The organism is Oceaniglobus roseus (assembly GCF_002869745.1).
GTDB classification, from domain to species: domain Bacteria; phylum Pseudomonadota; class Alphaproteobacteria; order Rhodobacterales; family Rhodobacteraceae; genus Oceaniglobus; species Oceaniglobus roseus.
On the sequence record NZ_PNOS01000004.1, the window covers coordinates 1 to 25,869 of the forward strand.

At 69.1% G+C, this 25,869-nt stretch carries 28 protein-coding genes; 17 read left to right on the forward strand and 11 right to left on the reverse strand.

Going from position 1 to position 25,869, the window contains the following annotated elements:
- Positions 1–913 (reverse strand): glycosyltransferase family 2 protein (locus A7B20_RS03195; protein ID WP_245866511.1); only part of this gene is annotated, 913 nt, incomplete at its 3' end.
- Positions 910–1,950 carry a glycosyltransferase family 2 protein gene (locus A7B20_RS21535; RefSeq protein ID WP_102107113.1) on the reverse strand — a complete coding sequence of 347 codons (1,041 nt, stop codon included), beginning with the start codon at positions 1,948–1,950 and terminating at the stop codon, positions 910–912. The genes A7B20_RS03195 and A7B20_RS21535, both read right to left, overlap by 4 nt.
- A gap of 229 nt (positions 1,951–2,179) precedes the next feature.
- Here A7B20_RS21535 and glpD point away from each other — a divergent pair, with 229 nt between their 5' ends.
- Positions 2,180–3,811, forward strand: coding sequence for a glycerol-3-phosphate dehydrogenase (gene glpD / locus A7B20_RS03205; RefSeq protein WP_102107114.1), 1,632 nt, complete (start codon positions 2,180–2,182; stop codon positions 3,809–3,811).
- A 166-nt stretch (positions 3,812–3,977) separates the two neighbouring features.
- Complete coding sequence (gene glpK / locus A7B20_RS03210) at positions 3,978–5,471, forward strand: glycerol kinase GlpK (protein WP_102107115.1); 1,494 nt, start codon at positions 3,978–3,980, stop codon at positions 5,469–5,471.
- A 3-nt stretch (positions 5,472–5,474) separates the two neighbouring features.
- On the opposite strand, the gene A7B20_RS03215 is transcribed toward glpK, so the two are convergent.
- The 3 genes from A7B20_RS03215 to A7B20_RS03225 are packed head-to-tail and all read right to left on the reverse strand — an operon-like array spanning position 5,475 to position 7,462.
- On the reverse strand, positions 5,475–6,656 hold the full coding sequence (locus tag A7B20_RS03215; protein WP_102107116.1) for an FAD-binding domain-containing protein: 1,182 nt from the start codon (positions 6,654–6,656) through the stop codon (positions 5,475–5,477).
- A gap of 30 nt (positions 6,657–6,686) precedes the next feature.
- Positions 6,687–7,103 carry an SRPBCC domain-containing protein gene (locus tag A7B20_RS03220; RefSeq protein ID WP_102107117.1) on the reverse strand — a complete coding sequence of 139 codons (417 nt, stop codon included), beginning with the start codon at positions 7,101–7,103 and terminating at the stop codon, positions 6,687–6,689.
- Positions 7,100–7,462, reverse strand: a complete 363-nt coding sequence (locus tag A7B20_RS03225) for an ArsR/SmtB family transcription factor (RefSeq protein ID WP_102107118.1) — start codon at positions 7,460–7,462, stop codon at positions 7,100–7,102. The genes A7B20_RS03220 and A7B20_RS03225 overlap by 4 nt, the downstream gene beginning before the upstream one ends.
- Before the next feature lie 168 nt (positions 7,463–7,630).
- On the opposite strand from A7B20_RS03225, the gene A7B20_RS03230 reads away from it, so the two are divergent.
- The 5 genes from A7B20_RS03230 to A7B20_RS03250 all read left to right on the forward strand — a co-directional run bounded on the left by A7B20_RS03230 (position 7,631) and on the right by A7B20_RS03250 (position 11,040).
- Entirely contained in the window at positions 7,631–8,260 is a 630-nt protein-coding gene (locus tag A7B20_RS03230) for an ATP-dependent Clp protease proteolytic subunit (RefSeq protein WP_102107119.1), read from the forward strand.
- A 134-nt stretch (positions 8,261–8,394) separates the two neighbouring features.
- Positions 8,395–9,660, forward strand: coding sequence for an ATP-dependent Clp protease ATP-binding subunit ClpX (clpX, locus tag A7B20_RS03235; RefSeq protein ID WP_102107120.1), 1,266 nt, complete (start codon positions 8,395–8,397; stop codon positions 9,658–9,660).
- Positions 9,661–9,787: 127 nt separating this feature from the next.
- Positions 9,788–10,168 (forward strand): RidA family protein, encoded by a 381-nt coding sequence (locus A7B20_RS03240; protein ID WP_216641162.1) that lies wholly within the window; start codon positions 9,788–9,790, stop codon positions 10,166–10,168.
- Between the two features lie 70 nt (positions 10,169–10,238).
- Positions 10,239–10,622 carry an NADH:ubiquinone oxidoreductase subunit NDUFA12 gene (locus tag A7B20_RS03245; RefSeq protein ID WP_102107121.1) on the forward strand — a complete coding sequence of 128 codons (384 nt, stop codon included), beginning with the start codon at positions 10,239–10,241 and terminating at the stop codon, positions 10,620–10,622.
- Positions 10,623–10,626: 4 nt separating this feature from the next.
- Positions 10,627–11,040 carry a DUF2155 domain-containing protein gene (locus tag A7B20_RS03250; RefSeq protein WP_102107122.1) on the forward strand — a complete coding sequence of 138 codons (414 nt, stop codon included), beginning with the start codon at positions 10,627–10,629 and terminating at the stop codon, positions 11,038–11,040.
- Here A7B20_RS03250 and aat read toward each other — a convergent pair.
- The 3 genes from aat to accB are packed head-to-tail and all read right to left on the reverse strand — an operon-like array spanning position 11,007 to position 13,514.
- The gene (gene aat / locus A7B20_RS03255) at positions 11,007–11,660 is read right to left on the reverse strand and encodes a leucyl/phenylalanyl-tRNA--protein transferase (RefSeq protein ID WP_102107123.1); all 654 of its coding nucleotides are present in this window, start codon (positions 11,658–11,660) and stop codon (positions 11,007–11,009) included. The two genes, A7B20_RS03250 and aat, sit on opposite strands and share 34 nt — an antisense overlap.
- A 5-nt stretch (positions 11,661–11,665) precedes the next feature.
- On the reverse strand, positions 11,666–13,012 hold the full coding sequence (gene accC, locus A7B20_RS03260) for an acetyl-CoA carboxylase biotin carboxylase subunit (RefSeq protein WP_102107124.1): 1,347 nt from the start codon (positions 13,010–13,012) through the stop codon (positions 11,666–11,668).
- 13 nt (positions 13,013–13,025) lie between these two features.
- Positions 13,026–13,514, reverse strand: coding sequence for an acetyl-CoA carboxylase biotin carboxyl carrier protein (accB, locus tag A7B20_RS03265; RefSeq protein WP_102107125.1), 489 nt, complete (start codon positions 13,512–13,514; stop codon positions 13,026–13,028).
- A gap of 240 nt (positions 13,515–13,754) precedes the next feature.
- Here accB and A7B20_RS03270 point away from each other — a divergent pair, with 240 nt between their 5' ends.
- From A7B20_RS03270 to preA, 3 genes are read left to right on the forward strand one after another with little or no spacing between them, the layout of a single operon-like run.
- Positions 13,755–15,104, forward strand: a complete 1,350-nt coding sequence (locus A7B20_RS03270) for an NAD(P)-dependent oxidoreductase (RefSeq protein ID WP_102107126.1) — start codon at positions 13,755–13,757, stop codon at positions 15,102–15,104.
- A complete protein-coding gene (locus A7B20_RS03275) occupies positions 15,104–15,895 on the forward strand; it encodes an Fpg/Nei family DNA glycosylase (protein ID WP_102107127.1) in 792 nt (263 codons plus the stop codon). The genes A7B20_RS03270 and A7B20_RS03275 overlap by 1 nt, the downstream gene beginning before the upstream one ends.
- A 54-nt stretch (positions 15,896–15,949) precedes the next feature.
- A complete protein-coding gene (gene preA / locus A7B20_RS03280; protein WP_102107128.1) occupies positions 15,950–17,254 on the forward strand; it encodes an NAD-dependent dihydropyrimidine dehydrogenase subunit PreA in 1,305 nt (434 codons plus the stop codon).
- Between the two features lie 127 nt (positions 17,255–17,381).
- Here preA and A7B20_RS03285 read toward each other — a convergent pair whose 3' ends face one another.
- Both A7B20_RS03285 and A7B20_RS03290 read right to left on the reverse strand, forming a co-directional pair.
- Positions 17,382–17,876 carry a hypothetical protein gene (locus tag A7B20_RS03285; protein WP_102107129.1) on the reverse strand — a complete coding sequence of 165 codons (495 nt, stop codon included), beginning with the start codon at positions 17,874–17,876 and terminating at the stop codon, positions 17,382–17,384.
- A gap of 54 nt (positions 17,877–17,930) precedes the next feature.
- Positions 17,931–18,575 (reverse strand): TetR family transcriptional regulator C-terminal domain-containing protein, encoded by a 645-nt coding sequence (locus A7B20_RS03290; RefSeq protein WP_102107130.1) that lies wholly within the window; start codon positions 18,573–18,575, stop codon positions 17,931–17,933.
- Positions 18,576–18,801: 226 nt separating this feature from the next.
- Here A7B20_RS03290 and A7B20_RS03295 point away from each other — a divergent pair, with 226 nt between their 5' ends.
- The 4 genes from A7B20_RS03295 to A7B20_RS03310 all read left to right on the forward strand — a co-directional run bounded on the left by A7B20_RS03295 (position 18,802) and on the right by A7B20_RS03310 (position 22,447).
- Positions 18,802–20,052, forward strand: coding sequence for a Zn-dependent hydrolase (locus tag A7B20_RS03295; protein WP_102107131.1), 1,251 nt, complete (start codon positions 18,802–18,804; stop codon positions 20,050–20,052).
- 22 nt (positions 20,053–20,074) lie between these two features.
- Positions 20,075–20,308, forward strand: a complete 234-nt coding sequence (locus tag A7B20_RS03300) for a hypothetical protein (protein ID WP_102107132.1) — start codon at positions 20,075–20,077, stop codon at positions 20,306–20,308.
- Positions 20,309–20,373: 65 nt separating this feature from the next.
- Positions 20,374–21,825, forward strand: a complete 1,452-nt coding sequence (hydA, locus tag A7B20_RS03305; protein WP_102107133.1) for a dihydropyrimidinase — start codon at positions 20,374–20,376, stop codon at positions 21,823–21,825.
- A 7-nt stretch (positions 21,826–21,832) separates the two neighbouring features.
- A complete protein-coding gene (locus A7B20_RS03310; protein ID WP_157937588.1) occupies positions 21,833–22,447 on the forward strand; it encodes a hypothetical protein in 615 nt (204 codons plus the stop codon).
- Positions 22,448–22,704: 257 nt separating this feature from the next.
- Here A7B20_RS03310 and A7B20_RS03315 read toward each other — a convergent pair whose 3' ends face one another.
- On the reverse strand, positions 22,705–23,118 hold the full coding sequence (locus tag A7B20_RS03315) for a cupin domain-containing protein (RefSeq protein WP_102107135.1): 414 nt from the start codon (positions 23,116–23,118) through the stop codon (positions 22,705–22,707).
- A 50-nt stretch (positions 23,119–23,168) separates the two neighbouring features.
- Between A7B20_RS03315 and A7B20_RS03320 the strand changes: the two genes are divergently transcribed.
- From A7B20_RS03320 to A7B20_RS03330, 3 genes are all read left to right on the forward strand, one after another.
- On the forward strand, positions 23,169–23,945 hold the full coding sequence (locus A7B20_RS03320) for an ABC transporter ATP-binding protein (protein ID WP_102107136.1): 777 nt from the start codon (positions 23,169–23,171) through the stop codon (positions 23,943–23,945).
- 108 nt (positions 23,946–24,053) lie between these two features.
- Positions 24,054–24,920: an ABC transporter permease gene (locus A7B20_RS03325; protein WP_245866519.1), complete on the forward strand. Its 867-nt coding sequence runs from the start codon at positions 24,054–24,056 to the stop codon at positions 24,918–24,920.
- 97 nt (positions 24,921–25,017) lie between these two features.
- Positions 25,018–25,863, forward strand: a complete 846-nt coding sequence (locus A7B20_RS03330) for an ABC transporter permease (RefSeq protein ID WP_425437118.1) — start codon at positions 25,018–25,020, stop codon at positions 25,861–25,863.
- Positions 25,864–25,869 lie beyond the last annotated feature (6 nt).

Consider the following 25,869-nt stretch of genomic DNA (forward strand, 5'->3'; position numbering starts at 1 on the left):
CGAGCGCGCCCTGCGCCTCGGCGAACTTTCCGAGCACCGACAGCGCCGCCGCCTGCCAGGCGTGGCGCGTGAAGCCGCCGCGCCGCGCGAGGCGCAGGATCTGCGCCGGGTAGGCCAGAAGAAGCAGCAGGCCGAGCGGGGAGACGAGCGCGGCCGCCAGCGCGGCGAGGGGCAGGGCGCAGCCCCAGGCGAGCGCGCGGCGGCTCTCGCGGACCCAGTGGCGTTCCGGACCCGCCCCGTGGCGTGCAGCGCCCTCGGCAAAGGCGTGGCCCGCGCGGCGGCTGCGCTTCCACCACTGACCGAGGCGGTGGATCGCCGCATCGTGCCAGGTCATCTCGGCATCGAGCCGCCAGACCGTCCAGCCCGCCCGGCGCAGGCGCAGGCAGAGGTCGGGCTCTTCCCCTGCGATCAGGGTGTCGTCGAAGCCGCCGACCGCTCGCAGCGCAGCGAGGCGCACCAGCGCGTCGCCGCCGCATGCCGTCGCCGCGCCCACCGGCGTGTCCCACTCGGCGTCGCAGAGCCGGTTGTAGACGGAGGCCCCGGGAAAGCGCTCGCGCCGCCGCCCGCAGACGACGGCGACCTCGGGGCGGGCGTCGAGGAAGGCCGTCGCCCTGTCGAGCCAGCCGTCGCGCAGCGCGCAGTCGCCATCGAGCAGCTGAACCAGCGGCGTGTCCGCCGGATCGAGCCGGGCGAGCCCGGCATTGCGGGCGCGGGCGGCCGTGAAGGGCTGCGACAGGTCGAGGTCCACCACCTCGGCCCCGCGGGCGCGGGCGGCCCCGGCGCTGCCGTCGGTCGAGCCCGAGTCGACGTAGACGATCCGAACCACCCGCCCCGCGAGCGAGTCGAGGCAGGCGAGCAGCCGCGCGCCCTCGTTCCGGCCGATGACGACGGCGGCGACAGGGGGGTGGCTCACGGCGGCCCCCCTGCGCCCGGCAGGTGTCGGGCCCCGGTCAGGAACCCGGCCATGTGCAGCGGTCCCTGGCCGATGAACTCCTCCGCCGCCGGGGAGAACAGCGACACGCCGGGATCGGCCGTCGCCACCGCGAGCCGCAGCCGATCCTCGCCGTGGGGGATCGCGCCGGTTTCGACAAGGGCGCGGTCGCGGGCGAAGGGATCGTTGGCGAACTTGTAATGGCGGATCAGCCCGGTGAAGGGCGCACATCGGACGTTCATGGCGCAGTGGGGATGCACGCCGGGACGCACGCCGGGACCGAGGAAGACGAGCGGATGCTTGGTCAGGCAGCAGCGTTCGCCGAAGACGCGGCGGCGCACCCCGCCAAACAGCACCTCCGTCGCCGGGTCGGCGACCCGGTTCCGGGCGAGGTACCAGGCGAAGTCGATGGCGGGGTCGTGGTAGGCGTGGCGCTGGAGGGTGCCGAGATCGTAGTGGACGAAGCGGTGGAGCACCTCCGGGTAGGGCAGGTGCCGCGCATCGGCGAGCGGACCCTCGGGGAACATCTCGAGCATCTGCGCCACCAGCGCCGTGTGACCCCCGTCGGTGAGATGACGGGCGAGGCCGGGCAGGTCGGCGAAGCCCGGAGGCAGGTCGAAGATCTCGTCCATGTCGGCGTAGAGGATCCAGTGCCCGCTGGCGAAGCGGGTCGCGGCAAGCTCGCGCAGCCCGTTCTCGAAGGCGCCCCAGGCCAGGTCGGCGCGCAGGAGCGTGCAGTCCGGCTGCTCTGCCAGCCGCGCCGGGGTGCCGTCGGTCGAGCCGTTGTCGACGAAGACGAAATGCGCGGCCCCGATGGCGCGGTAGTAGGCGAGGAAGGCGTCGAGGTAGTACATGCCGTCGCGCACCAGGCAGACGACACAGACGTCCCCGTCCGCCAGCGACAGCCGCCGCGGTCCCGCGACATGGCGCAGCGCGGCGCGCAGACGAAGCTGTCCGCGCATCCGGGCGGCGCGGGCGCCAAGGCGCGCGATCGGCGATCTGTCGGCAGGGTCGGGCATGGGGCGGGACGTCTCGGGGCTGGCGGCTTCCGGCAACCCTAGTGGCGTGGCGCGGCATTGTTAAGGCGCGTGGGGGGCCTGCCCGCGTCACGTCCGCCCCTGTCCGGGGGGTTGAACATCGCGGTGCTGCCTTTACCATTGCACGCCATGCAAATTGCCCCCGCGTTCGGGGCTCGGGAACAAGGGCCGTGCCCGCCGCAGACGCGGCGCCGGCCGGAAAGGCGGCAGGATGGCGGCAACTGAAAAGACCGGCAAACCTTTCGATCTGTTCGTGATCGGCGGCGGGATCAACGGCACCGGGATCGCCCGGGATGCGCAGGGGCGGGGGCTGTCCGTCGCACTGGCCGAGATGAACGACCTGGCCTCGGCCACCTCCTCGGCCTCGACGAAGCTGTTCCACGGCGGCCTGCGCTATCTCGAGTTCTTCGAGGTCGGGCTGGTGAAGAAGGCGCTGGTCGAGCGCGAGACGCTGCTTTCGGCCATGCCGCACATCAGCTGGCCGATGCGCTTCGTGCTGCCCTACAGCCCCGAGATGCGCTTCGAGGGCGAGACGCCGACCTCGAAGCTGCTGAACACCGTCATGCCCTGGATGAAGGGGCGCAGGCCCTCCTGGCTGATCCGGTTCGGGCTGTTCCTCTACGACAACCTCGGCGGGCGGAAGTACCTGCCGGGCACGAAGACGCTGGACCTGACCCGCGCCCCCGAGGGCAAGCCGATCCAGGAGCGGTTCAGGAAGGCCTACGAATATTCCGACTGCTGGGTAGAGGATTCGCGGCTGGTGGTGCTGAACGCACGGGATGCCGAGCAGCGGGGCGCGCGGATCATGGTGCGCACCAAGGTGGTCGAGGCGGTGCGCCACGAGGGCTACTGGAGCATCACGGTCGAGGACACGGACACCGGCGCGAAGGAGGTGATCCGCGCGCGGGCGCTGGTCAACGCGGGCGGTCCGTGGGTCGAGAACGTGATCCGCAACACCGTGCGGATGAACTCCTCCGAGGGCGTGCGGCTGGTCCGCGGCAGCCATATCGTGACGAAGAAGCTGTTCGACCACGGCAAGGCCTACTTCTTCCAGGGCGAGGACGGGCGGATCATCTTCGCCATCCCCTACGAGACCGACTTCACCCTGATCGGCACCACCGACAAGGACCATGGCCACGACCCGGCGAAGCCCGCGCAGTGCACCGACGAGGAGGCCGATTACCTCTGCGCCTTCGCCAGCAGCTATTTCCGCAAGCCGGTGACGCGTGAGGATGTCGTCTGGACCTATTCCGGGGTCCGTCCCCTCTACGACGACGGGGCGAAATCGGCGACGGCGGCGACGCGGGACTATGTCCTGTCGCTCGACGCCGGGCCCGCGACGGACGGCGGCGTGGGGTCCGAGCCGCCGCTGCTGAACGTCTTCGGCGGCAAGATCACCACCTACCGCAAGCTGGCGGAGCAGGCCTTCGCGCGGCTGCGGCCGTTCTTCCCGAACGCGAAGGCGGACTGGACGGCCGGCGTCGCGCTGCCCGGCGGCGATTTTCCGGTGCGCGGGGTCGGCGCGCTGACCGACGAGTTGAAGACGGCCTATCCCTTCCTCGACGACTACTGGGCGGGACGGCTGATCCGCGCTTACGGGACCGAAGCGAAGGAGATCCTTGGCGACGCGAAGGCCGCGGACGACCTGGGGAAGGCCTTCGGCGGCACCCTGACCGAGGCCGAGGTGCGCTGGCTGATGGACAGGGAATATGCCCGGACCGCCGCGGACGTCGTCTGGCGCCGCTCGAAGCTGGGGCTGCGGATGAGCAAGTCCGAGATCGAGGCGCTCGACGCCTGGATGGCGCGGGCCCGGGGCGAGGCCGGGGCGGACGCGGCCGAGTGAGTCCCATGGCGGGGAAGCGGGGCGCCGTGACCGGGCCGCGTGCCCGGAGCGGGGCGCGGGGATGACCGGCGCGTGACGAGACACCGGCGCCGGCGGCATGTCGCGGCGCCGGAACCTGAACCGGGACAGGACCCGGAACAAGAACAAGACAGGGAGGAGACGACGGATGCCGCATATTCTTGCCATCGACCAGGGCACCACATCGAGCCGGGCGATCCTGTTCGACGCCGACATGAAGATCGCGGGCACCGCGCAGGAGGAGTTCACGCAGCACTACCCCGCCTCCGGCTGGGTCGAGCATGACGTCTCCGACCTCTGGTCGACCACCGCCGCGACCTGCCGCGCGGTGATCGAGAAGACCGGCGTCGCCGCCTCCGACATCGCCGCCATCGGCATCACCAACCAGCGCGAGACGGTGGTGGTCTGGGACAGGGAGACGGGCAAGCCGATCCACAACGCCATCGTCTGGCAGGACCGCCGCACCTCGGAGATCTGCCAGCAGCTGAAGGCCGACGGCCACGAGGAGATGGTGACGGCGCGCACCGGCCTGCTGCTCGATCCCTATTTCTCGGCGACGAAGCTGAAGTGGATCCTCGACAACGTCGAAGGCGCGCGCGCGCGGGCGCGGGAGGGGAAGCTGCTGTTCGGCACCGTCGACTGCTTCCTGATCTGGAAGCTGACCGGCGGCGCGTCCCACGTCACGGACGCGACGAACGCCTGCCGCACGATGCTCTACGACATCCACAAGGGCCGCTGGTCGACCTCGATCGCCAAGCTGCTCGACATCCCCTACGAGATGCTGCCCGAGGTGAAGGACAGCGCGGCCGAGTTCGGCGTGACCCGTTCGGACCTCTTCGGGCGAGAGATCCCGATCCTGGGCGTCGCGGGCGACCAGCAGGCGGCGACGGTGGGGCAGGCCTGCTTCCAGCCGGGGATGCTGAAATCGACCTACGGCACGGGCTGCTTCGCGCTGCTGAACACCGGGGACACGCCGGTCGCCTCGAAGAACCGGCTGCTGACGACCATCGCCTACCAGTTCGACGGCAAGCCGACCTATGCGCTGGAGGGGTCCATCTTCATCGCCGGTGCCGTGGTCCAGTGGCTGCGCGACGGGCTGAAGATCATCCGCGAGGCGAAGGAGACGCAGCCGCTCGCCGAAAGCGCGGACGAAACGCAGGGCGTGATCCTGGTGCCGGCCTTCACCGGGCTCGGCGCGCCCTACTGGAATGCCGAGTGCCGGGGGGCGATCTTCGGCCTCACCCGCAACTCGGGGCCTGCCGAGTTCGCCAGGGCGGCGCTGGAGTCCGTGGGCTTCCAGACCCGCGACCTGCTGGAGGCGATGCACGACGACTGGTCGGCGCCGGGCAACGCGACGCTGAGGACGCTGAGGGTCGACGGGGGCATGAGCGCCAGCGACTGGGCGATGCAGTTCCTCTCCGACATCATCGGCGCGCCGGTGGACCGGCCGGCGGTGCTGGAGACGACGGCGCTCGGCGCGGCCTGGCTCGCGGGGATGAAGGCCGGGGTCTATCCCGACATGGCGGGCTTCTCGGACAGCTGGGCGCTGGAGCGCACCTTCGAGCCGCGGATGAGCGACGCGGACCGGGCGAGGAAATACGCCGCCTGGGGCAAGGCCGTGAAAGCGACGCTGTCGGTCTGATCGTCAGAGGCCGGCGGGATCGGGGATGTCGTGCCGGAAGCGGAAGAAGCCCTTCCTCGCGTGGGGCCAGAGCGTGGCGTCGTAGGCGCGCACCTGCCGGACGAGGCGGATGCCTTCCGCCTTCAGTGCGGCGGCGACGCCGTCGAGCGCGTCGGTGCCGGGGCCGGTCGGAACATGGGGCAGGACGACCTGGCGGAGGTCGGCCGACCGGGCCCAGCCGACGATTTCTTCCGGCGCTCCCCGCGTGACCTCGCCGAGGTCCGGCGCGAGGCGGTCGATCGTGTCTGATGCCGCGCCTTCCGCGAAATCAACGGCTTGCGGCGCGATCTTCAACGGCGATCTCAAAGGTGTCGTGTCCGTCGCGAAGGTGGCCGCGATCTTCGTGCCCTCCATGGCGAAGCCGGGCGACAGGTCGTCCGTCATCAGCAGCAGGCCGGTCGGAACGCCCGGCACCACGCGGTCCGAGGCGGGGAGCGGACCGGGCTCGGGCGGCGGCGGGGCGTCGAGCGGGTCGGGCGCCTCGTCCAGCTGGCCCGCCGGATCGAACCGCCCGCCGGTGTACCTGCGGATGTTGTCGGCGGTCGCGACATAGTGCTTGCCGCGGGTCTGGATCCCCGCGACCCATCGCCAGCCCAGCGTGTTCGACGCCGGGTCGCCGTCCAGCAGCTGGCGCAGGAACAGGTCGGCGCCCAGTTCCCAGGGCAGACGCAGGGTGAAGATCCAGATCGAGGCGAACCACATCCGGGCGTGGTTGTGCAGCCAGCCCGTCTCGGTCAGGTCCCGCGCCCAATGGTCGAAGCAGGCGATGCCGGTCTCGCCCCGGCAGGCCGCCTCCCAGTCGCGGCGCAGGCCGCTTTCGGTCTGCACCCGGTTCAGCGCCGCGTCGAGATCGCGCCGGTAGTCCCGCCAGATTGCGGGGCGCATCTCCAGCCAGCCTTTCCAGTAGCTTCGCCAGAGCAGCTCCGAGATGAACTTCTCCGCCGCCTTGCCGCCGTGGGCGTCGAGCACAACGTGCAGCACCTCGCGCTCGGTGATCAGCCGGTGTCGCAGCCATGGGGAGAGCTGCGAGGTGGTGGGCTGCCCGGCGTCGTGGTTGCGGCGCAAGGCATAGCGTTCAGCGGCATCGGGCACGAAGCGTTGCAGGCGGTCGAGCGCGGCGGCACGGGTGGGGGCGAAGGCGGTCATCGCCGAAGGGTATGGCGCGCCGCGCCCCGATCAAGCGGCCCGGCAGAGGGGCGGCGAAACGGCGCAGTCCTGCGGCTCTTCCTGTCGGCCGGGCAGACCGGCGAGGTCGGCGAAGCCCGAGTGGGTCAGCACCACCTGCGTGCCGATAGCGTCGGGCAGGAACTCCACCTCCACCGTCGTCGCGGCCTCCTTGTCGCGGCCCGCGTACCACTCCAGCCCGAAGCGGCGGCCCGGCATCCAGTCGGTGACGGTCGCCCACTCCGCCCGGCTGCCGTCGGCGCGGCGCCGCGTCAGCTTGCCGCCCCGGCGCGGCTCCAACATCACCGGCCCGCCGGTGGCGTCGCCGCCGCCCTCCGGCCACCAGCGGCCGATCCCGCGGGTGAACAGCTCGAACGCCGCGTCGGGGGGCAGGGGGACGTACAGGGTCTTGCGGATGTCGCGGGTCATGGCCTGTCTCCTGTGCGGGTCGGGGGGACGTCGGGATGGCGCGCATCGGCCCCGCGCTCTGAAGCGCGCTCCGCCTCGCGGGCGAAGGCGGCGAGCGCATCGCTCCACATCGCGTCGAGGTAGCCGCGCAGGGCGGCCACGCCTTCGGGGTCGATGGCATAGAAGTTGCGGGTGCCTCGCGAGGTGGCGGTGACGAGGCCCGCGTCGCTCAGCACCCTCAGGTGCTGCGACACGGCCGGGCGGCTGACCGGCAGCGCCATCGCCATCTCGCCCACGCAGAGCGCCCGAGTCCGGAGCAGATCGAGGATCGCCCGGCGGGTCGGATCGGCAAGCGCGGCCATTGCAACTTCGTAACTCATGACTTACCGTAAGCAAAGGCTGACCGTTCCGTCAAGCGGCGACGCGCGCGGAAACGGCCTGCCGGTGGTGCGTTTCCGTCGCCCTTGCGGCTCCGGGAGCGCGACACTAAGACTCTCGAAAGCAAATTCACGGTATCCCCCGCACACCCCGAGAACAGGCAGACGCACATGCAAGACCCAGTCAACTACTTCACCAACAACCTCGTGCCGATGGTCGTCGAGCAGACCAGCCGCGGGGAGCGGGCCTATGACATCTTCTCGCGCCTGCTGAAGGAGCGGATCATCTTCGTGAACGGTCCGATCCACGACGGGATGAGCCAGCTGATCGTCGCCCAGCTGCTGCACCTCGAGGCCGAGAACCCGACCAAGGACATCAGCATGTACATCAACAGCCCCGGCGGCGTCGTCACCGCGGGCCTGTCGATCTACGACACGATGCAGTACATCAAGCCCAAGGTCTCGACCCTCGTCGTGGGCCAGGCGGCCTCCATGGGGTCGGTGCTGTCGGTGGCGGGCGAGAAGGGCATGCGCTTCGCGCTGCCGAACGCCCGGATCATGGTCCACCAGCCCTCGGGCGGCTACCAGGGGCAGGCGACCGACATCATGATCCATGCCGCCGAGACGCAGAAGATCAAGGAACAGCTCTACAAGATCTATGTCAAGCACACCGGCCAGACCTTCAAGGCGGTTGAAAAGGCGCTGGAGCGCGACCACTTCATGTCGCCGGAAGAGGCGAAGGAATGGGGCCACATCGACGAGATCGTCGAGAACCGCGTGCGGCCCGACGCCGCAAGCTGATCGGGGATGTGACCGACGCCCGGGCACTTTGACATTGTGCCCGAAAATGGTCTGTCCTAGGCTTGGAGCCAAGGGCAGACCGGCCGGAGCGATCCGGCCAGAAATTCGAAGGCCAGCGGCCCAGAGGAAAAACGATGGCAAACACGTCCGGCGACAGCAAGAACACGCTCTACTGCTCCTTCTGCGGCAAGAGCCAGCATGAGGTCCGCAAGCTGATTGCAGGCCCCACCGTGTTCATCTGCGATGAATGCGTGGAACTGTGCATGGACATCATCCGCGAGGAAACCAAGAGCGCTGGCCTGAAATCCAGCGACGGCGTGCCGACGCCCCGCGAGATCTGCGAGGTGCTGGACGACTACGTGATCGGCCAGGTCCACGCGAAGCGGGTGCTCTCGGTCGCGGTCCACAACCACTACAAGCGCCTGAACCATGCCGGGAAGTCCGACATCGAACTGGCGAAGTCGAACATCCTGCTGATCGGCCCCACGGGCTGCGGCAAGACGCTGCTGGCGCAGACGCTGGCGCGGATCCTCGACGTGCCCTTCACCATGGCCGACGCGACCACGCTGACCGAGGCGGGGTACGTGGGCGAGGATGTCGAGAACATCATCCTGAAGCTGCTCCAGGCGTCCGAGTACAACGTCGAGCGGGCGCAGCGCGGCATCGTCTACATCGACGAGGTCGACAAGATCACGCGCAAGTCCGACAACCCCTCGATCACCCGCGACGTCTCGGGCGAGGGCGTGCAGCAGGCGCTGCTGAAGATCATGGAAGGCACCGTGGCGAGCGTGCCGCCGCAGGGCGGGCGCAAGCATCCGCAGCAGGAGTTCCTGCAGGTGGACACGACGAACATCCTGTTCATCTGCGGCGGCGCCTTCGCGGGGCTCGAGAAGATCATCGCGCAGCGCGGCAAGGGCAGCGCCATCGGTTTCGGTGCCGACGTCAAGGACAACGACAGCCGCGGCGTGGGCGAGATGTTCGGCGAGCTCGAGCCGGAGGATCTGCTGAAGTTTGGCCTGATCCCCGAATTCGTCGGCCGCCTGCCGGTCATCGCCACGCTTACCGACCTCGACGAGGCGGCGCTGGTGACGATCCTGACCGAGCCGAAGAACGCGCTGGTCAAGCAGTACCAGCGGCTGTTCGAGCTGGAGGACACCACGCTGACCTTCACCGACGACGCGCTCCAGTCGATCGCCAAGCGGGCGATCGCGCGGAAGACCGGCGCGCGGGGCCTGCGCTCGATCATGGAGGACATCCTGCTGGATACCATGTTCGAACTGCCGGGCATGGACAGCGTCGAGGAGGTTGTCGTCAACGAGGAAGCCGTGACCTCGGACGCGGCGCCGCTGATGATCCACTCGGACGCGAAGAAGTCCTCGGCGCCCGCGACGGCGGGGTGACATTGCGGGCGGTTGTTCTTGCGGCATCTGCGGGAGCCTCCGGCGGGGATATTTGGAAAGCAAGGATGTGACAGTCTTGCGAAGGGCCGCCCGGTGGGGCGGCCTTTCCGCGTTCGGGGAGGACGTGATGCGGCAGCGGATTTCGACGGGGTCGCCCTTCGAGGAGAGGATCGGCTATTCGCGGGCGGTGGTCTGCGACGGCTGGGTGTTCGTGGCGGGGACCACCGGATACGATTATGCCACGATGACAATGCCGGAGGGGGTGGCGGAGCAGTGCGCCAACGCGCTCGCCACCATCGCGAAGGCCCTGGGCGAGGCGAGCGCGACGCTGGATGACGTGGTGCGGGTGCGCTACATCCTGACCGACGCGGCGGAGTGGCCCGCCTGCTGGCCCATGGTGTCCGAGGCGTTCGCCCGGGCGCGGCCCGCGGCGACGATGATCGTGGCGGGCCTGCAGGAGCCGGAGATGAAGATCGAGATCGAGGTGACGGCGCGGCTGCCCGGCTGAGCGGGCCGCGCGCACTGGACCTTGGCGGCGGCTTCGGTCATATGAGGGAAAAGCCAAACCGGAGGCACCCATGGGCATCCTGAAGAACCTGCTGCGCGCCGTCACCTGGTGGAACGGGCAGACGCTGAACACCCAGCTCTGGACCTGGAGGAACGGTACCAGGGTGGGCGAGGACGAGGCCGGGAACGTCTTCTACCAGAGCAAGGACGGCAAGCGCCGCTGGGTGATCTTCAACGGCGAGGCCGAGGCGAGCCGGGTCAGCCCCGAATGGCACGGCTGGCTGCACCACACGTGGAACGAGCCGCCGACCGAGCGGCCCCTGCAGCACAAGCCCTGGGAGAAGCCGCACCTGGCCAACCTCACGGGCACCGACAAGGCCTATGCCCCCGCCGGATCGCTGCGCCGCACCGATCCCAAGCCGCGCTCGGACTACGAGGCCTGGACGCCGGAGTAGGTCCATGGACAGAGCTTCGCTACGCCGCCGCCTTGCCGCGTGCGGCCTGTGCCTCGTGCTGGGGGCCGTTGCTCCGACCGTGGTGCCGGCCCAGGACGGCGAGCGCGAGACCACACACACCTCCGTCGCCTCTGCGCCGGGGGCGATCCTGCGCGGGCTCGACAAGCTGACGGGGATCGTCGCCGAGATCGACATCGGGCGCGGGCAGACCGTGCCGCTGGGCCGGTTGCAGGTGACGCTGGGCGACTGCCGCTATCCGGTCAACAATCCCGCGGGCGACGCCTTTGCCTGGCTGGTGATCCGCGAGGCGGGTGTCGAACAGCCCGTGTTCCAGGGCTGGATGGTCGCGTCGAGCCCGGCGCTGAACCCGCTGGAGCATCCCCGCTACGACGTCTGGGTCATCCGCTGCAAGAGCTGATCCGGTGAAGGGACGGTCCCCGCGCGGTCGAAATCGGCATCGGTGGCAAGGGCCCGGTCGAGGCGCCGGCGATAGGCGGCGCGGCTGATCTCGATGGCGCCGAGGCTGGCGAGGTGGGGCGTCAGGAACTGCGTGTCGAACAGGGTGAAACCGCCGAGGCGCAGGCGGTCGACCAGGTAGGCGAGCGCGATCTTCGAAGCATCGGTGCGGCGCGAGAACATCGACTCGCCGAAGAAGGCGCTGCCGAGGGTGACGCCGTAGACCCCGCCGACCAGCTCGGTCCCCTCGAACAGCTCGACCGAGCGGGCGAATCCCGCGTGGTGCAGGTCGCCGTAGAGGCGCGCGATCTCGGCGTTGATCCAGGTTTCGGGGCGGTCGGCGCAGGCCGTCACCACGGCGTCGAAGGCGGTGTCGAAGGCGATGTCGAAGGGGCGGCGCAGGATCCGTCGGCGCAGGCTGCGGGAGATGTGGAAGCCCGCGAGCGGGAAGATCCCGCGCAGCTTTGGGTCGATCCAGTGGATGTCCGGCCGGTCGCGCCCGTCCGCCATGGGGAAGATCCCGTTGGCATAGGCGCGCAACAGCAGCTCGGGCGTCAGCGGTGGGAACGGCGGCGCGGCCACGGCCCTCAACCCATGTGGGTTTCGAGCCAGTGCTCCAGCCAGTGGATGTTGTAGCCGCCGGTCTGCACCGCTTCTTCCTGCAACAGCGCCTCGAACAGCGGGATCGTGGTGTCGACGCCGTCGACGATCAGTTCTCCCATGGCACGGGACAGCCGGGCCAGCGCCTCCGGCCGGTCGCGGCCGTGGACGATCAGCTTGCCGATCAGCGAGTCGTAGTAGGGCGGGATCCGGTAGCCGTCGTAGAGCGCCGAGTCGATGCGCACGCCAAGGCCGCCGGGCGCATGGTACTGCGTGATCCGGCCCGGCGAGGGCGAGAAGTTCGGCAGTTTCTCGGCGTTGATCCGGACCTCGATCGCGTGGCCGCGGATCGCCAGCGTCTCCTGCTGGAATTCCATCGGCAGGCCGGCCGCGACGCGGATCTGCTCGCGCACGAGGTCGACGCCGAAGATCGCCTCGGTCACCGGGTGTTCGACCTGCAGGCGGGTGTTCATCTCGATGAAGTAGAACTCGTCGTTCTCGTAGAGAAACTCGATGGTCCCGGCGCCCGAATATCCGATGGCGGCCACGGCGTCGGCGCAGGTCTTGCCGATGCGGGCGCGCTGCTCGGGGGTGATCGAGGGGCCGGGGGCCTCTTCCAGCACCTTCTGGTGGCGCCGCTGGAGCGAACAGTCCCGCTCGCCCAGATGCACCGCGCGGCCCTTGCCGTCGCCGAACACCTGCACCTCGATGTGGCGGGGCGTCGTGAGGTACTTCTCGATATAGACCTCGTCGTTGCCGAAGGCGGCCTTGCTTTCGGCGCGGGCGGTCTGGAAGGCGCGTTCCAGGTCGCCTTCGGTCTTGGCGAGTTTCATGCCGCGTCCGCCGCCGCCGGCCGTCGCCTTGATGATGACGGGATAGCCGATCTCGGCAGCGATCCTGCGCGCGCTCTCCAGATCGGGCACGCCGCCGTCGGAGCCGGGCACGCAGGGCACCCCGAGCTTCTTCATCGTCTCCTTGGCGGTGATCTTGTCGCCCATGATGCGGATGTGCTCGGCCGAGGGGCCGATGAAGGTCAGCTGGTGATCCTCGACGATCTGCACGAAGTTCGCGTTCTCGGACAGGAAGCCGTAGCCGGGGTGGATCGCCTGGGCGCCGGTGATCTCGCAGGCCGAGATGATGCCGGGGACCGAGAGATAGCTCTGGGTGCCGGGGGGCGGGCCGATGCAGACGGATTCGTCGGCCATGCGGACGTGCATCGCGTCGGCGTCGGCGGTGGAATGGACGGCGACCGATCCGATGCCCATCTCGCGGCAGGCGCGGATGACACGCAGGGCGATCTCGCCCCGGTTGGCGATCAGGATTTTGTCGAACATGGCGGCGGTGTCCTTACTCGACGATCATCAGGGGGGCGCCGAATTCGACCGGCGATCCGTCCTCGATCAGGATCCGCTTCACGGTGCCGGCACGGGGGGCGGGAATGTGGTTCATGGTCTTCATCGCCTCGACGATCAGAAGCGTCTGGCCCTCGTTCACGCTGTCGCCGACCTTGACGAAGGCCTGCGCGTTCGGCTCGGGCGAGAGGTAGGCGGTGCCGACCATGGGCGAGGTCACGGCGCCGGGATGGGCGGCGGGATCGTCGGTGCGTGCCGCCTCGCGCGGGGCGGGGGCGGCCGAGGGGGCTTGCGGGGCCGGGGCGGGGGACGCCATCGGCTGGGCATAGACGGGCGCCGGGGTGCCGCGGCTGACGCGCACGTCCAGGCTGTCGGCCTCGCCGTATTCGCGCTTCACCCGGAGTTCGGTCAGGTCGTTCTCGCGCAGCAGCTCGGCCAGAGCCTGGATGAAGGCCACGTCGGATTTGTGGGTGTTCTCTGTCATGCTTGTCGCATCCCTTGCTGCGCCACCCGTCTGCCGCGGGGGTCTCGCCCGTTTGGCCTCGTATAAATCACACGGGCTGGGGTTGAAAGACGTATTAGCCGGGCAGGCGGGCGTGTTCCTGCCGGGTTTTCGGGCAGCTTTACCATGCGTGCAAGGCCGGGGGGCGCGAAAATTATTTTACCAGTTGATAAAATTCGCCCCTGTGGCAGTCTGATTTCGTCGATGCCAACGGAGTGCGCGATGACCAATTCTTCCTGGACGCCGGGCGTCGTGCCCGGCCGCCTTCCGGCCGAGGCCTATGCCCTGAACTTCGCCGACCTGCATCCGCCGCTCGACCCGCACGAGGCGGCGGTGGCGGCGGACCGCTGCTATTTCTGCCACGACGCGCCCTGCATCACGGCCTGTCCCACCTCCATCGACATCCCGCTGTTCATCCGCCAGATCTCGACCGGGACTCCCGAGGCGGCGGCGAGGACGATCTTCGAGCAGAACATCCTCGGCGGCATGTGCGCCCGGGTCTGCCCGACCGAGACGCTGTGCGAGGAGGCCTGCGTGCGCGAGGCCGCCGAGGGCAAGCCGGTGGAGATCGGCCGGCTGCAACGCTACGCGACCGACACGCTGATGAAGGCGGGGGTGCATCCGTTCACCCGCGGCCCGGCGACCGGCAAGCGCGTGGCGGTCGTCGGCGCGGGGCCCGCGGGGCTTTCCTGCGCGCATCGCCTGGCGATGCTGGGCCATGACGTGACGATCGTCGAGGCGAAGGAGAAGCCCGGCGGGCTGAACGAATACGGCATCGCCAGCTACAAGACGGTCGAGGGCTTCGCCCAGGCCGAGGTCGCCTGGCTGATGCAGATCGGCGGTATCGAGCTGAGGAACGGCGTGGCGCTCGGCCGCGACGTGACGCTCGACGAACTGGCCGACAGCTATGACGCCGTCTTCCTCGGGATCGGGCTGCCCGGCGCCTATGACATCGCGGGCGTGGCGGGCAACGGGATCGGATCGGCGGTCGAGTTCATCCGCACCCTGCGCCAGTCCACCGACCTTTCGGGCTTGCCCATCGGGCGCAACGTGGTGGTGATCGGCGGCGGGATGACGGCCATAGACGCCGCCGTGCAGTCGCGCCTTCTGGGGGCCGAGAACGTCGCCGTCGTCTACCGCCGGGGGCGCGAGCGCATGGCGGCGAGCCCCTACGAGCAGGAGCTGGCGGCAAGCAAGGGCGTGCGGCTGGTCTTCAACGCGCAGCCCGTCGCGGCCCACCACGGCGCCGACGGCGCGTTGGAGGCGGTGGAGTTCGCCTATGTCGCCGACACGCCGGAGGGGCTGCGGGAGACGGGCGAGACGATCCGCCTGCCTGCCGACCAGGTCCATGTCGCCATCGGCCAGTGGCTGGAACCGCTCGGCGATGCGCTGGCCGACGTGGAGCTGGACGGCACCAAGCTCGCCGTGTTCGAGGGCGGCAAGGTCGCCCCCTTCGGCAACGTCTGGGCCGGGGGCGACTGCGCGGCGGGGGGCGAGGATCTGACCGTCACCGCCGTGGCCGAGGGGCGCGATGCGGCGATGAGCATCCACGCCGCGCTGTCGGCCGCCTGATGCCCGAGCTGCCCGAGGTCGAGACCTATCGCCGCCGGATCGAGGACGGGGCGCTGAACCGCACGATCCTGCGGGTGGTCCCGGGCAACGACACGAAACACGTCGACCTGCCGGGCCCCGGGGACCGCGCCCGGCTGGAAGGGCACCGGTTCGGGCAGGTCAGGCGGCACGGCAAGTACCTGTTCGCGGGGGTCGCGGGCGGGCCCTGGCTGGCGCTGCACATGGGCATGGCGGGGTCGGTCCGGGTCTATGACCAGCAGGACGGGCAGCCCGACCATGCCCGGCTCGTCGTGGAGTTCGAGGGCGACCGTCGGCTCGCCTTCCGCGACCCGCGGAAGTTCGGCTGGGCGAAGGTGGTGGAGAGCGTCGAGGACGAGATCGCGGCGCGGGGCCTCGGGCCCGATGCGCTGGAGATCTCCGACGACGCCTTCGCCGCGGCCATCTCGGGCAGACGCGGGGCGATCAAGGGGGCGCTGCTGCACCAGGGAAAGCTTGCGGGGGTCGGCAACCTCTGGTCGGACGAGGCGCTGTTCCAGACCGGCCATCACCCCGACACCCCCGCGCGCGACCTGTCCGGGGAGGCGGTGAGGGCGCTCGGCAAAACCGTCCGCCGCATCCTGGCCGCGGTCTGCGACGTCTCCGCCGACTACGGGAAGCTGCCCGACGACTGGCTGATCCACCACCGCAAGGCCGGGGCCGACTGCCCGCGCTGCGACGGCACCATCGAGAAGACGAAATCCGGCGGGCGCACGGCCTTCTTCTGCCCCGCCCACCAGAACGACGCGGCATGAGCCGCGCCGGATCACACCCGCCCGCAGCCCGGGCGCCCCACGGAAGGAACGGACATGGCTGACCTTCGGACCGAATTCGCCGGGATCGCATCCCCCAACCCCTTCTGGCTGGCCTCCGCGCCGCCGACGGACAAGGCCTACAACGTCGTGCGCGCCTTCAGGGCCGGCTGGGGCGGCGTCGTCTGGAAGACCCTGGGCGAAGAGGGCCCGCCCGTCGTCAACGTCAACGGACCCCGCTATGGCGCGGTCTGGGGGGCGGACCGCAGGCTTCTGGGCCTGAACAACATCGAGCTTATCACCGACCGCCCGCTCGAGGTGAACCTGCGCGAGATCAAGGAGGTCAAGCGCGACTGGCCCGACCGCGCGATGGTCGTGTCGCTGATGGTCCCCTGCGAGGAGCAGGCCTGGAAGGCGATCCTGCCGCTGGTCGAGGAGACGGGCGCCGACGGGATCGAGCTGAACTTCGGCTGTCCCCACGGGATGAGCGAGCGCGGCATGGGCTCGGCCGTGGGGCAGGTGCCGGAATACATCGAGATGGTCACCCGCTGGTGCAAGCAGACCACCCGGATGCCGGTGATCGTGAAGCTGACGCCGAACATCACCGATATCAGGAAGCCCGCCCGCGCCGCGAAGGCCGGGGGCGCCGATGCGGTGAGCCTGATCAACACGATCAACTCGATCACCTCGGTCGACCTCGACAGCTTCGCGCCCGAGCCCACGATCGACGGCAAGGGCTCCCACGGCGGCTACTGCGGCCCGGCGGTGAAGCCGATCGCGCTGTCGATGGTCTCGGAGATCGCGCGGGATGCCGAGACGGCCGGGATGCCGATCAGCGGCATCGGCGGCGTGACGACGTGGCGCGACGCGGCCGAGTTCCTGACGCTTGGCGCGGGCAACGTGCAGGTCTGCACCGCCGCCATGACCTATGGCTTCAAGGTGGTGCAGGAGATGATCTCGGGCCTGTCCGAGTGGATGGACAGGAAGGGCTTCGCCTCGGTCGCCGAGGTGTCGGGGCGCGCGGTGCCGAACGTGACCGACTGGCAGCACCTGAACCTGAACTACGTCACGAAGGCACGGATCGACCAGGATCTCTGCATCAAGTGCGGCCGCTGCTATGCCGCCTGCGAGGACACGTCGCACCAGGCCATCGCGATGAAGCCCGGCCGGGTGTTCGAGGTGATCGACGCCGAATGCGTGGCCTGCAACCTCTGCGTCAATGTCTGCCCGGTCGAGGACTGCATCACCATGGAACGCCTGGCCCCCGGCAGCGTCGATCCGCGCACCGGCCGGACGGTCCAGCCGGACTATGCCAACTGGACGACCCATCCGAACAACCCGGCGGCGACCGCCGCCGAGTGATGGCGGTGGCGCTCCGTTCGTTCCGAGGCGGGTCCTTCGGAGGCGGGGCCGTCGTCTGGGCGGGAAGATTGCCGGGGCGGGCGGCGGGTGGCCCTGGCCGCGTTCTGCGGCGGGGCGGCCTGCGGCGTCAGCGCAGGGTGTCGAGCCTGCGGCCGCTGGCGGAGTCCTTGTCGAGGGTGCGCAGGCCGCTGTAGGCCACCAGCAGGGCCGGATCGACCGGCGGCACGTCGGAGCGCAAAAGGGCAGGGCGCAAGCCCCCCGCGGCGGGGCCGGCGACGCCCTCGACCTCGGCTATCGGTCCCGGGACCGCGGGATCCAGCGCCTCGATCCGCATCTTCTCAAGCGGCGTGCGCTCGAACGTCGGGCGCGGCCCCGTCGGGATGTCCGTGCCGATCCGCTGTGTCGCCACCCGCGCCCTGAGGTCGGGCCGGACGGTGCCGCGCTCGGCCGCCTCCGGGGCAAGGACCGGGCGGGAGGACAGCGTGGCGGGGCCGCTGCCGATGGAGCGGCCGCGCAGCGCCTGCATCGCCTGGAGCGCGGCCTGCACGTTGCGCCAGCCCTCGCCGATCCCGCCGGAGCCCCCGGCCCCCGGCAGCACGGCAATGGAACTTGTCGGTTGCATGTCCGGACCTCCTCTGCTGATGCACCCTTCCTGCCCAGACTGCGCCACGAATCTTTATGAAGCGTGAATCTTGACGAAATCTTCACGCGGCATCAGGGCACCGCGGAACAGTTGTTCCAGAAACACGGCCGCCCGGGCGAAATGCGCATCGCCCGCGGGGTCGAGGATGCCGCGCACCTGCACGTCGAAATCGGCATAGTGCTGCGTCGTCGCCCAGATCGAGAAGATCAGGTGATGGGGGTCCAGCTGCGCGACCCGACCCGCCGCCTGCCACGAGGCGATCAGCGCCGCCTTCTCGTCCACCAGCCGCTTCAGCTCGCCCGTGATCATGCCTCCGATCCGCGGCGCCCCCTGCAGGATCTCGTTGGCGAAGAGCCGGCTTTCGCGGGGAAACTCCCGCGACATCTCGAGCTTGCGCAGGACATAGGCGACGATCTCGTCTACCGGCTCGCCCGCGGGATCGAGGGCGCGCAGCGGATCGAGCCAGGTTTCGAGCAGCCCGTCAAGCAGCGCGGCATGGATCGCCTCCTTCGAGGCGAAGTAATAGAGCAGGTTCGGCTTCGACAGCCCGGCATGGCGCGCGATCTGGTCGAGCGTCGCCCCGCCGAACCCCTGGGACGAGAACACCTCCAGCGCCGCCTCGAGGATCAGCGAGGTGTTGCGCCGCTGGATTCGGGTCGGGCCGGTGGCGTTCGTCATGGACTGTTTCCGCGCTCCGTGCTCAACTGGAGATCGTCAGGTCGTGTGCTGCCGCAAAAAGCATCGCATCGGACAAAGATCGGCGTCGGCAGCGGATCGTGGCACGGGAGGCGGCGAAATTCTTGACTGCCCGCCTTTCCCTGCTAGCGTGATCCTGACCGTTTGGTCAAACAATTTCAGGGGTCTGCACGCGGGCCCCCCTTGTCGGCCGCACGAAGGAGCCTCCATGCCCGCACCCGGTGAGAACCTCAAGATCGACGGCGCGCGGCTCTGGGACAGCCTGATGGAAATGGCGAAGATCGGTCCCGGTGTCGCGGGCGGCAACAACCGCCAGACCCTGACCGATGCCGATGGCGAAGGCCGCGCGCTGTTCCGGAAATGGTGCGAGGCGGCGGGGCTGACCATGGGCGTGGACCAGATGGGCAACATGTTCGCCCGCCGCGAGGGGACCGACCCCGAGGCGCTGCCGGTCTATGTCGGTTCGCACCTCGATACGCAGCCGACCGGGGGCAAGTACGACGGTGTCCTCGGCGTGCTCGGCGGGCTGGAGGTGATCCGCTCGCTGAACGACCTCGGCATCAGGACGAAGCACCCGATCGTGGTGACGAACTTCACCAACGAGGAGGGCACGCGGTTTGCGCCCGCCATGCTGTCCTCGGGCGTCTTCGCGGGCATCCACAGCCAGGATTGGGCCTACGAGCGCAAGGACGCCAGGGGGCTGAGCTTCGGCGACGAGCTGAAGCGGATCGGCTGGCGCGGCGAGGAGGAGGTGGGCGCGCGGAAGATGCACGCCTTCTTCGAACTGCACATCGAGCAGGGCCCGATCCTGGAAGCCGAGGGCAAGGAGATCGGCGTCGTCACCCACGGCCAGGGCCTGAGCTGGATCGAGGTCACGATCACCGGGAAGGACAGCCATACCGGCTCGACCCCGATGCCGATGCGGAAGAATGCCGGCCTCGGCATGGCGCGGGTACTGGAGCTGGTGGACGAGATCGCCTGGTCGCACAAGCCCCACGCCGTGGGGGCCGCGGGCCACATCGACATCTACCCGAACTCGCGCAACGTGATCCCCGGCAAGGCCGTGTTCACCGTCGATTTCCGCTCGCCCGACCTCGCCGTGATCGAGGACATGGAGCAGCGGATGCAGGCGGGGGCGAGGAAGATCTGCGACGACATGGGGCTGGAGGTCAGCTTCGAGAAGGTCGGCGGCTTCGATCCCGTGGCCTTCGACGAAGGCTGCGTCACCGCGGTGCGCAACGCGGCCGAGCGGCTGGGCTACAGCCACATGAACCTGATCTCGGGGGCGGGTCACGATGCCTGCTGGATCAACCGCGTGGCCCCCACGGCGATGATCATGTGCCCCTGCGTCGACGGCCTCTCCCACAACGAGGCCGAAGAGATTTCCCCCGACTGGGCCGCAGCGGGTGCGAATGTACTGTTCCACGCGGTCGTCGAAACAGCAGTCATCCAAGAATAACAGTGAAATGAGGGAGAGACCCATGGACATCCGGAACATCGCGCTCGGCACGGCCTTGCTGGGGCTTGCGGCCTGCGTGCAGCCCCCCGCGGGCCCGTCGCCCGCCGCCATCGCCGCCCTGCCGCCCGGCGTCGACAAGTCGTTCCTGATCAAGGACGCCAACGGCTGCTACGGCATCGGCATCGAGCAGAGCGAGCCGCAGACGGGCGTCGCGCTGCTGGACGCGACCGGCAAGCAGGTCTGCGATCCGCAATAGGCTGAGGGCCTCGCGCGCCGGACCGGATCCGGCGCGCGGGGCTTCGACAACAGGAGGGATTGGGGATGTCCACAGTCATCAAGAACGGCACGGTGGTCACGGCCGACCTGACCTACAAGGCCGATGTGCGAATCAAGAACGGCGTGATCGACGCCATCGGCGAGGGGCTGACCGGCGACGAGAAGCTGGACGCCACCGGCTGCTACATCATGCCCGGCGGGATCGATCCGCACACCCACCTTGAAATGCCGTTCATGGGCACCTATTCCTCGGACGATTTCGAGTCCGGCACCCGTGCGGCGCTGGCGGGGGGCACGACGATGGTGGTCGACTTCGCGCTGCCCTCGCCGGGACAGGGGCTGCTCGACGCGATCCGGATGTGGGACAACAAGTCGACCCGCGCGAACTGCGACTACTCCTTCCACATGGCGATCACCTGGTGGGGCGAGCAGGTGTTCAACGAGATGAAGGACGTCACCGAGCGGGGCATCAACACCTTCAAGCACTTCATGGCCTACAAGGGCGCGCTGATGGTGAACGACGACGAGATGTTCGCGTCGTTCCAGCGCTGTGCCGAACTCGGCGCCCTGCCGCTGGTCCATGCCGAGAACGGCGACGTCGTGGCCGACCTTCAGGCGCGGCTTCTGGCGGCGGGCAATGACGGGCCCGAGGCGCACGCCTATTCCCGGCCCCCCGCGGTGGAGGGCGAGGCGACGAACCGGGCGATCATGATTGCCGACATGGCGGGCGTGCCGCTTTATGTCGTTCACACGAGCTGCGAGGAGAGCCACGAGGCGATCCGGCGCGCCCGCCAGCAGGGCAAGCGCGTGTACGGCGAGCCGCTGATCCAGCACCTGACGCTCGACGAAAGCGAATATGCCCACCCCGACTGGGACCACGCCGCCCGCCGGGTGATGAGCCCGCCGTTCCGCGACAGGAAGCACCAGGATTCGCTCTGGGCCGGGTTGCAGTCGGGCTCGCTCTCGGTGGTGGCGACGGATCACTGCGCCTTCACGACCGAGCAGAAGCGCACCGGCGTCGGCGACTTCACCAAGATCCCGAACGGCACGGGCGGGCTCGAGGACCGGATGCCGATGCTCTGGACCCACGGCGTCGCGACGGGGCGGCTGACGATGAACGAGTTCGTCGCGGTGACGTCGACGAACATCGCCAAGATCCTGAACTGCTACCCGAGGAAGGGCGCGGTGCTGGTCGGCGCCGATGCCGACCTCGTGGTGTGGGACCCGGAGAAGTCGAAGACGATCTCGGCCAGCACCCAGCAGTCCGCCATCGACTACAACGTGTTCGAGGGCAAGGAGGTGAAGGGCCTGCCGCGCTTCACCCTGACCCGTGGCAAGGTGGCCGTCCACGACGGCGAGATCCGCACCGAGGAGGGCCACGGCAAGTTCGTCGAACGCCCGCCGCTGACCGCGGTGAACAAGGCCCTGTCGACCTGGAAGGAACTGACCGCGCCGCGCAAGGTCGAGCGGTCGGGGATCCCGGCGAGCGGGGTTTGAGAGACGCATGGACGGTTCAACAAAGCTGTTGCCGGATGCCGTGCGTGGCGACATGGCGCTGACAAAGGACCACCGGCGTTGGTTGACACTGGCCCTCTTGACGTGCGCGATCCTTATTGGAGTGCAGGACTACCGCGTTGATGGCTGGCTTTTCTTCAAGGCACGCAACGTCAGCCTCCGCCCTGACCTATGGTCCGGCCTGCTTGCCATCGCCATGGTATTGGCCCTGCACCTTCGGGGGTTCTGGGTTTTCCGGATGAGCGTTTTGGGCCTCGCCGCGCTGGCTCTCAACATCACTGTCGTGGCAATCCTCGTTCAGGCGCTGACGGGTAACACGGCGTCGTGGTTCACTTCCCTTCCCATGCCCTTCGTCTTGGGAGCAGCCGTGCTGTTGACTTGGGTGGGCGTTCCGGTCGTCGCTCAATCGGTCTGGCTGGCGACCGTGTTCTTCGGTATCGCGAACCTGACCTCGGCCAGCGATGCCTTGGGCGTTTATGGCTTCTTAATGATTCTCTTTATCTCGATCGCATTCGTGTTGCAGGCAAACCTCCGCATGCTGACGCTGAGGGAATTCCATGCTGAGGTCTTTTCCAATGCCCCGCGCAAGGAGCCGAAGATGTGAGCGAGACGTTCGCTTCCGCCCGTGTCGTCGGCCTCACCCTCCAGACCGGAGAGGTCGTCCTGCAGTCGCCCGCGGGCGTACTCCAGGTTGTGAGTTGTGCCGGGTTCGCCAGCCGCTCTGAATACCTCGGATGGACCGCACCGAGGACGCGAGAGGTCAGGCAATTATCCCTAGCCGGTCGTTCTGGATGTTTGCTGCAAGAAGCGGGTTCGCTGGCGAGGCGGTGCTTCTGCGGCAAGATCGAGGGCTATGACCGGTTACCCCGACACCAGCGCCTCCAGCTCGGGCAGCAGCACGACCGATTCCCGCTCGTGGGGGTCGGTGCGGGCGATGACCGCGGTCACGACAGAGTCGGAGGTGTTGATCGGCAGGTGGGGGACGTTCGCGGGGATGTAGACCATGTCGCCCGCGACCGTCTCCATCAGGTGTTCCAGCCGCTCGCCCCAGTACATCACCGCGCGCCCCTCGATGACGTAGATCGCGGTTTCGTGGGTTTCGTGCTTGTGGGCCTTCGCGCGGCCGCCCGGCGGAATGCGCAGGATGTGCATGCAGATGGCCTGGGAGCCCGTCGTCTCCTTCGCGATCCCCTCGAAATAGGTGAAACCCTGCTTGCCGTCGTAGGTCGTCTCGGCCCGGACCTTGTGGCAGGCCTTCGGCATCTCGTCGGACATCGGACCCTCCCGCCGTTGCGCGGGATCATGGGAAGGTCCGCGGAGGGTCCATGTCAAGCGTAGTCTCGGCCAAGAATCTGAACCTGACCTTCGACACCGGCGACGGCCAGGTGCAGGCGCTGAGCTGCGTCACGCTCGACGTCGCGCGGGGCGAGTTCGTCAGCTTCATCGGGCCCTCGGGCTGCGGCAAGACCACCTTCCTGCGCTGCGTCGCCGCGCTGGAGACGCCGACCTCGGGGACGCTCTCGGTCAACGGGATGAGCGCGGACGAGGCGCGCCGCGCCCGCGCCTATGGCTACGTCTTCCAGGCGGCGGGGCTGTACCCCTGGCGCACCATCGGCCGGAACGTCAGCCTGCCGCTGGAGATCATGGGCTATCCGAGGGAAGAGCAGAGGCGGCGGGTGAAGGACGTCCTGCAACTGGTGGATCTGGCGGCGTTCGAGGGGAAGTATCCCTGGCAGCTTTCGGGCGGCATGCAGCAGCGGGCGAGCATCGCGCGGGCGCTGGCCTTCGACGCCGACCTGCTGCTGATGGACGAGCCCTTCGGCGCGCTGGACGAGATCGTGCGCGACCACCTGAACGAACAGCTCCTGAGCCTCTGGGCGCGGACGGAGAAGACCTGCCTCTTCGTGACCCATTCGATCCCCGAGGCGGTGTACCTCTCGACGAAGATCGTGGTGATGAGCCCGCGGCCCGGGCGGATCACCGACATCATCGACAGCCCCCTGCCGCGGGAGCGTCCGCTCGACATCCGCGACACGGCCGAGTTCATCGAGATCGCCCACCGGGTCCGCGAGGGTCTGAGGGCGGGCCACTCCCATGACTGAGCCGCGCGGCCGCTTCCGCCCCTCCGCGGCCCGCCGGGGCGCCCGGTGAGCGGTGCGCCGAACATCGCGGCGCCGGGGGCCGGGATCGGGCGGCGGGGGCGGCTCTGGGTGCGCGCGGCGCTCCTGCCGGTGCTGACGGTCGTCGCGGCGCTGCTGCTGCTCTGGTACGCGGGCGCCGTCTGGATGAATGCCCAGTGGACCCGCGACCAGGCGGCGCGGGCGGGCACCGAGGTGACGCTGCCGCTCCTGCTGCAGGACACCCTGTCCCAGGAGCGCCCGCTGCTGCCCGCGCCCCACCAGGTCGCGGCAGAGCTTTACGACACGGTGATCGCCAAGGCGGTGACCTCGAAGAGGAGCCTCGTCTACCACGCCTGGATCACGCTCAGCGCGACCCTGCTGGGCTTTGCCATCGGCACCGCGCTTGGCATCCTGCTGGCGGTCGGGATCGTCCACAACCGGGCGATGGACATGAGCGTGCTGCCCTGGGCCATCGCCTCGCAGACGATCCCGATCCTCGCGCTGGCGCCGATGATCATCGTGGTGATGAACTCGGTCGGCGTGCAGGGGCTGCTGCCAAAGGCGGTGATCTCGGCCTATCTGTCGTTCTTCCCGGTGGTCGTCGGGATGGTGAGCGGGCTCAGGGCGCCGGACGCCATGCAGATGGACCTGCTGAAGACCTACGGCGCCAGCCGGTCGCAGGTGTTCTGGCGGCTGCGGCTGCCGTCGTCGCTGCCTTACCTGTTTGCCTCGCTGAAGGTCGGGATCGCGGCGGCGCTGGTCGGAGCGATCGTCGGGGAACTGCCGACCGGGGCCGTGCGGGGCCTTGGCGCGCGGCTGCTGTCGGGGTCCTATTACGGGCAGACGGTGCAGATCTGGGCGGCGCTGCTGATGGCGGCGGTCTGCGCGGCGGTGCTGGTCGGGGTCGTGGGTCTGTTGCAGAAGGTGGTGCTGGGGCGGATGGGGTTCGGGCGGTGAATTCCGGGGTTCGGAAGGGGGCGGCCCTGCGGGCCGCATGGGGGCTTTGCCCCCTTGCCCCCCAGGATATTTGGAAAGCAAAGATGGGGGGAGGGGTGTGAGCGGCGTTTTTGGCCTTGCCCTGGTCCTCGCCGTCTGGGGCGGGCTCTGGGCGTTGAACGCCTGGCTGGCTGCGCGGGGCGGGCGCGCGGTGCGGCTGGCGGTGCCCGCGATCTTCGGGCTGACGCTGCTGCTGCTCTGGGAGATGGTGGTGCGGCTGTTCGGAGTGCCGGGCGTGATCCTGCCCGCGCCGAGCGCCATCGCCGCGGCGATCGGGGCGAACCTGCCGCTGCTCTGGGGGGATCTGGTGCAGACCTTCTTCAAGGGGGCGCTGACGGGATATGTCCTGGGCTGCGGGGCGGCGGTGGCGGTGGCCGTGCTGATCGACCGTTCGCCCTTCCTGCAGCGGGGGCTGCTGCCGGTCGGCAACTTCGTTGCGGCGCTGCCGATCGTCGGGACGGCGCCGATCCTCGTCATGTGGTTCGGCTTCGACTGGCAGAGCAAGGCGGCGGTGGTCGTCGTCATGGTGTTCTTCCCGGTGCTGGTGAACACGGTCGCGGGGCTGGCGGCGAGCGGGGCGATGCAGCGGGACCTGATGCGCACCTACGGCGCGTCCTACGGGCAGACGCTTCTGAAGCTGCGGCTGCCCGCGGCGATGCCCTTCGTCTTCAACGGGCTGAAGATCGCGACGACGCTGGCGCTGATCGGCGCCATCGTTGCCGAATTTTTCGGCTCTCCGATCAGGGGCATGGGATTCCGCATCTCGACCGAGGTCGGGCGTCTGGCGCTCGACATGGTTTGGGCCGAGATTGCGGTGGCGGCCGTGGCGGGGTCGGCCTTCTATGGCGCCCTCGCCCTGGCCGAACGGCGGGTGACCTTCTGGCATCCGTCGCAACGAAAATGACAACCG

What these genes read in the sequence shown, in the direction of transcription:
- A7B20_RS03300 (WP_102107132.1), top strand. Translation starts at nt 20,075, where the DNA reads ATGGACATCCGGAACATCGCGCTCGGCACGGCCTTGCTGGGGCTTGCG.
- A7B20_RS03320 (WP_102107136.1), top strand. Translation starts at nt 23,169, where the DNA reads ATGTCAAGCGTAGTCTCGGCCAAGAATCTGAACCTGACCTTCGACACC.
- accC (WP_102107124.1), bottom strand. Translation starts at nt 13,012, where the DNA reads ATGTTCGACAAAATCCTGATCGCCAACCGGGGCGAGATCGCCCTGCGT.
- A7B20_RS03220 (WP_102107117.1), bottom strand. Translation starts at nt 7,103, where the DNA reads ATGACCCGCGACATCCGCAAGACCCTGTACGTCCCCCTGCCCCCCGAC.
- accB (WP_102107125.1), bottom strand. Translation starts at nt 13,514, where the DNA reads ATGACAGAGAACACCCACAAATCCGACGTGGCCTTCATCCAGGCTCTG.
- A7B20_RS03230 (WP_102107119.1), top strand. Translation starts at nt 7,631, where the DNA reads ATGCAAGACCCAGTCAACTACTTCACCAACAACCTCGTGCCGATGGTC.
- A7B20_RS03270 (WP_102107126.1), top strand. Translation starts at nt 13,755, where the DNA reads ATGACCAATTCTTCCTGGACGCCGGGCGTCGTGCCCGGCCGCCTTCCG.
- A7B20_RS21535 (WP_102107113.1), bottom strand. Translation starts at nt 1,950, where the DNA reads ATGCCCGACCCTGCCGACAGATCGCCGATCGCGCGCCTTGGCGCCCGC.
- A7B20_RS03310 (WP_157937588.1), top strand. Translation starts at nt 21,833, where the DNA reads ATGGACGGTTCAACAAAGCTGTTGCCGGATGCCGTGCGTGGCGACATG.
- A7B20_RS03225 (WP_102107118.1), bottom strand. Translation starts at nt 7,462, where the DNA reads ATGAGTTACGAAGTTGCAATGGCCGCGCTTGCCGATCCGACCCGCCGG.
- A7B20_RS03245 (WP_102107121.1), top strand. Translation starts at nt 10,239, where the DNA reads ATGGGCATCCTGAAGAACCTGCTGCGCGCCGTCACCTGGTGGAACGGG.
- preA (WP_102107128.1), top strand. Translation starts at nt 15,950, where the DNA reads ATGGCTGACCTTCGGACCGAATTCGCCGGGATCGCATCCCCCAACCCC.
- glpD (WP_102107114.1), top strand. Translation starts at nt 2,180, where the DNA reads ATGGCGGCAACTGAAAAGACCGGCAAACCTTTCGATCTGTTCGTGATC.
- hydA (WP_102107133.1), top strand. Translation starts at nt 20,374, where the DNA reads ATGTCCACAGTCATCAAGAACGGCACGGTGGTCACGGCCGACCTGACC.
- glpK (WP_102107115.1), top strand. Translation starts at nt 3,978, where the DNA reads ATGCCGCATATTCTTGCCATCGACCAGGGCACCACATCGAGCCGGGCG.
- A7B20_RS03295 (WP_102107131.1), top strand. Translation starts at nt 18,802, where the DNA reads ATGCCCGCACCCGGTGAGAACCTCAAGATCGACGGCGCGCGGCTCTGG.
- A7B20_RS03315 (WP_102107135.1), bottom strand. Translation starts at nt 23,118, where the DNA reads ATGTCCGACGAGATGCCGAAGGCCTGCCACAAGGTCCGGGCCGAGACG.
- A7B20_RS03215 (WP_102107116.1), bottom strand. Translation starts at nt 6,656, where the DNA reads ATGACCGCCTTCGCCCCCACCCGTGCCGCCGCGCTCGACCGCCTGCAA.
- A7B20_RS03250 (WP_102107122.1), top strand. Translation starts at nt 10,627, where the DNA reads ATGGACAGAGCTTCGCTACGCCGCCGCCTTGCCGCGTGCGGCCTGTGC.
- A7B20_RS03275 (WP_102107127.1), top strand. Translation starts at nt 15,104, where the DNA reads ATGCCCGAGCTGCCCGAGGTCGAGACCTATCGCCGCCGGATCGAGGAC.
- A7B20_RS03290 (WP_102107130.1), bottom strand. Translation starts at nt 18,575, where the DNA reads ATGACGAACGCCACCGGCCCGACCCGAATCCAGCGGCGCAACACCTCG.
- clpX (WP_102107120.1), top strand. Translation starts at nt 8,395, where the DNA reads ATGGCAAACACGTCCGGCGACAGCAAGAACACGCTCTACTGCTCCTTC.
- A7B20_RS03240 (WP_216641162.1), top strand. Translation starts at nt 9,788, where the DNA reads ATGCGGCAGCGGATTTCGACGGGGTCGCCCTTCGAGGAGAGGATCGGC.
- A7B20_RS03285 (WP_102107129.1), bottom strand. Translation starts at nt 17,876, where the DNA reads ATGCAACCGACAAGTTCCATTGCCGTGCTGCCGGGGGCCGGGGGCTCC.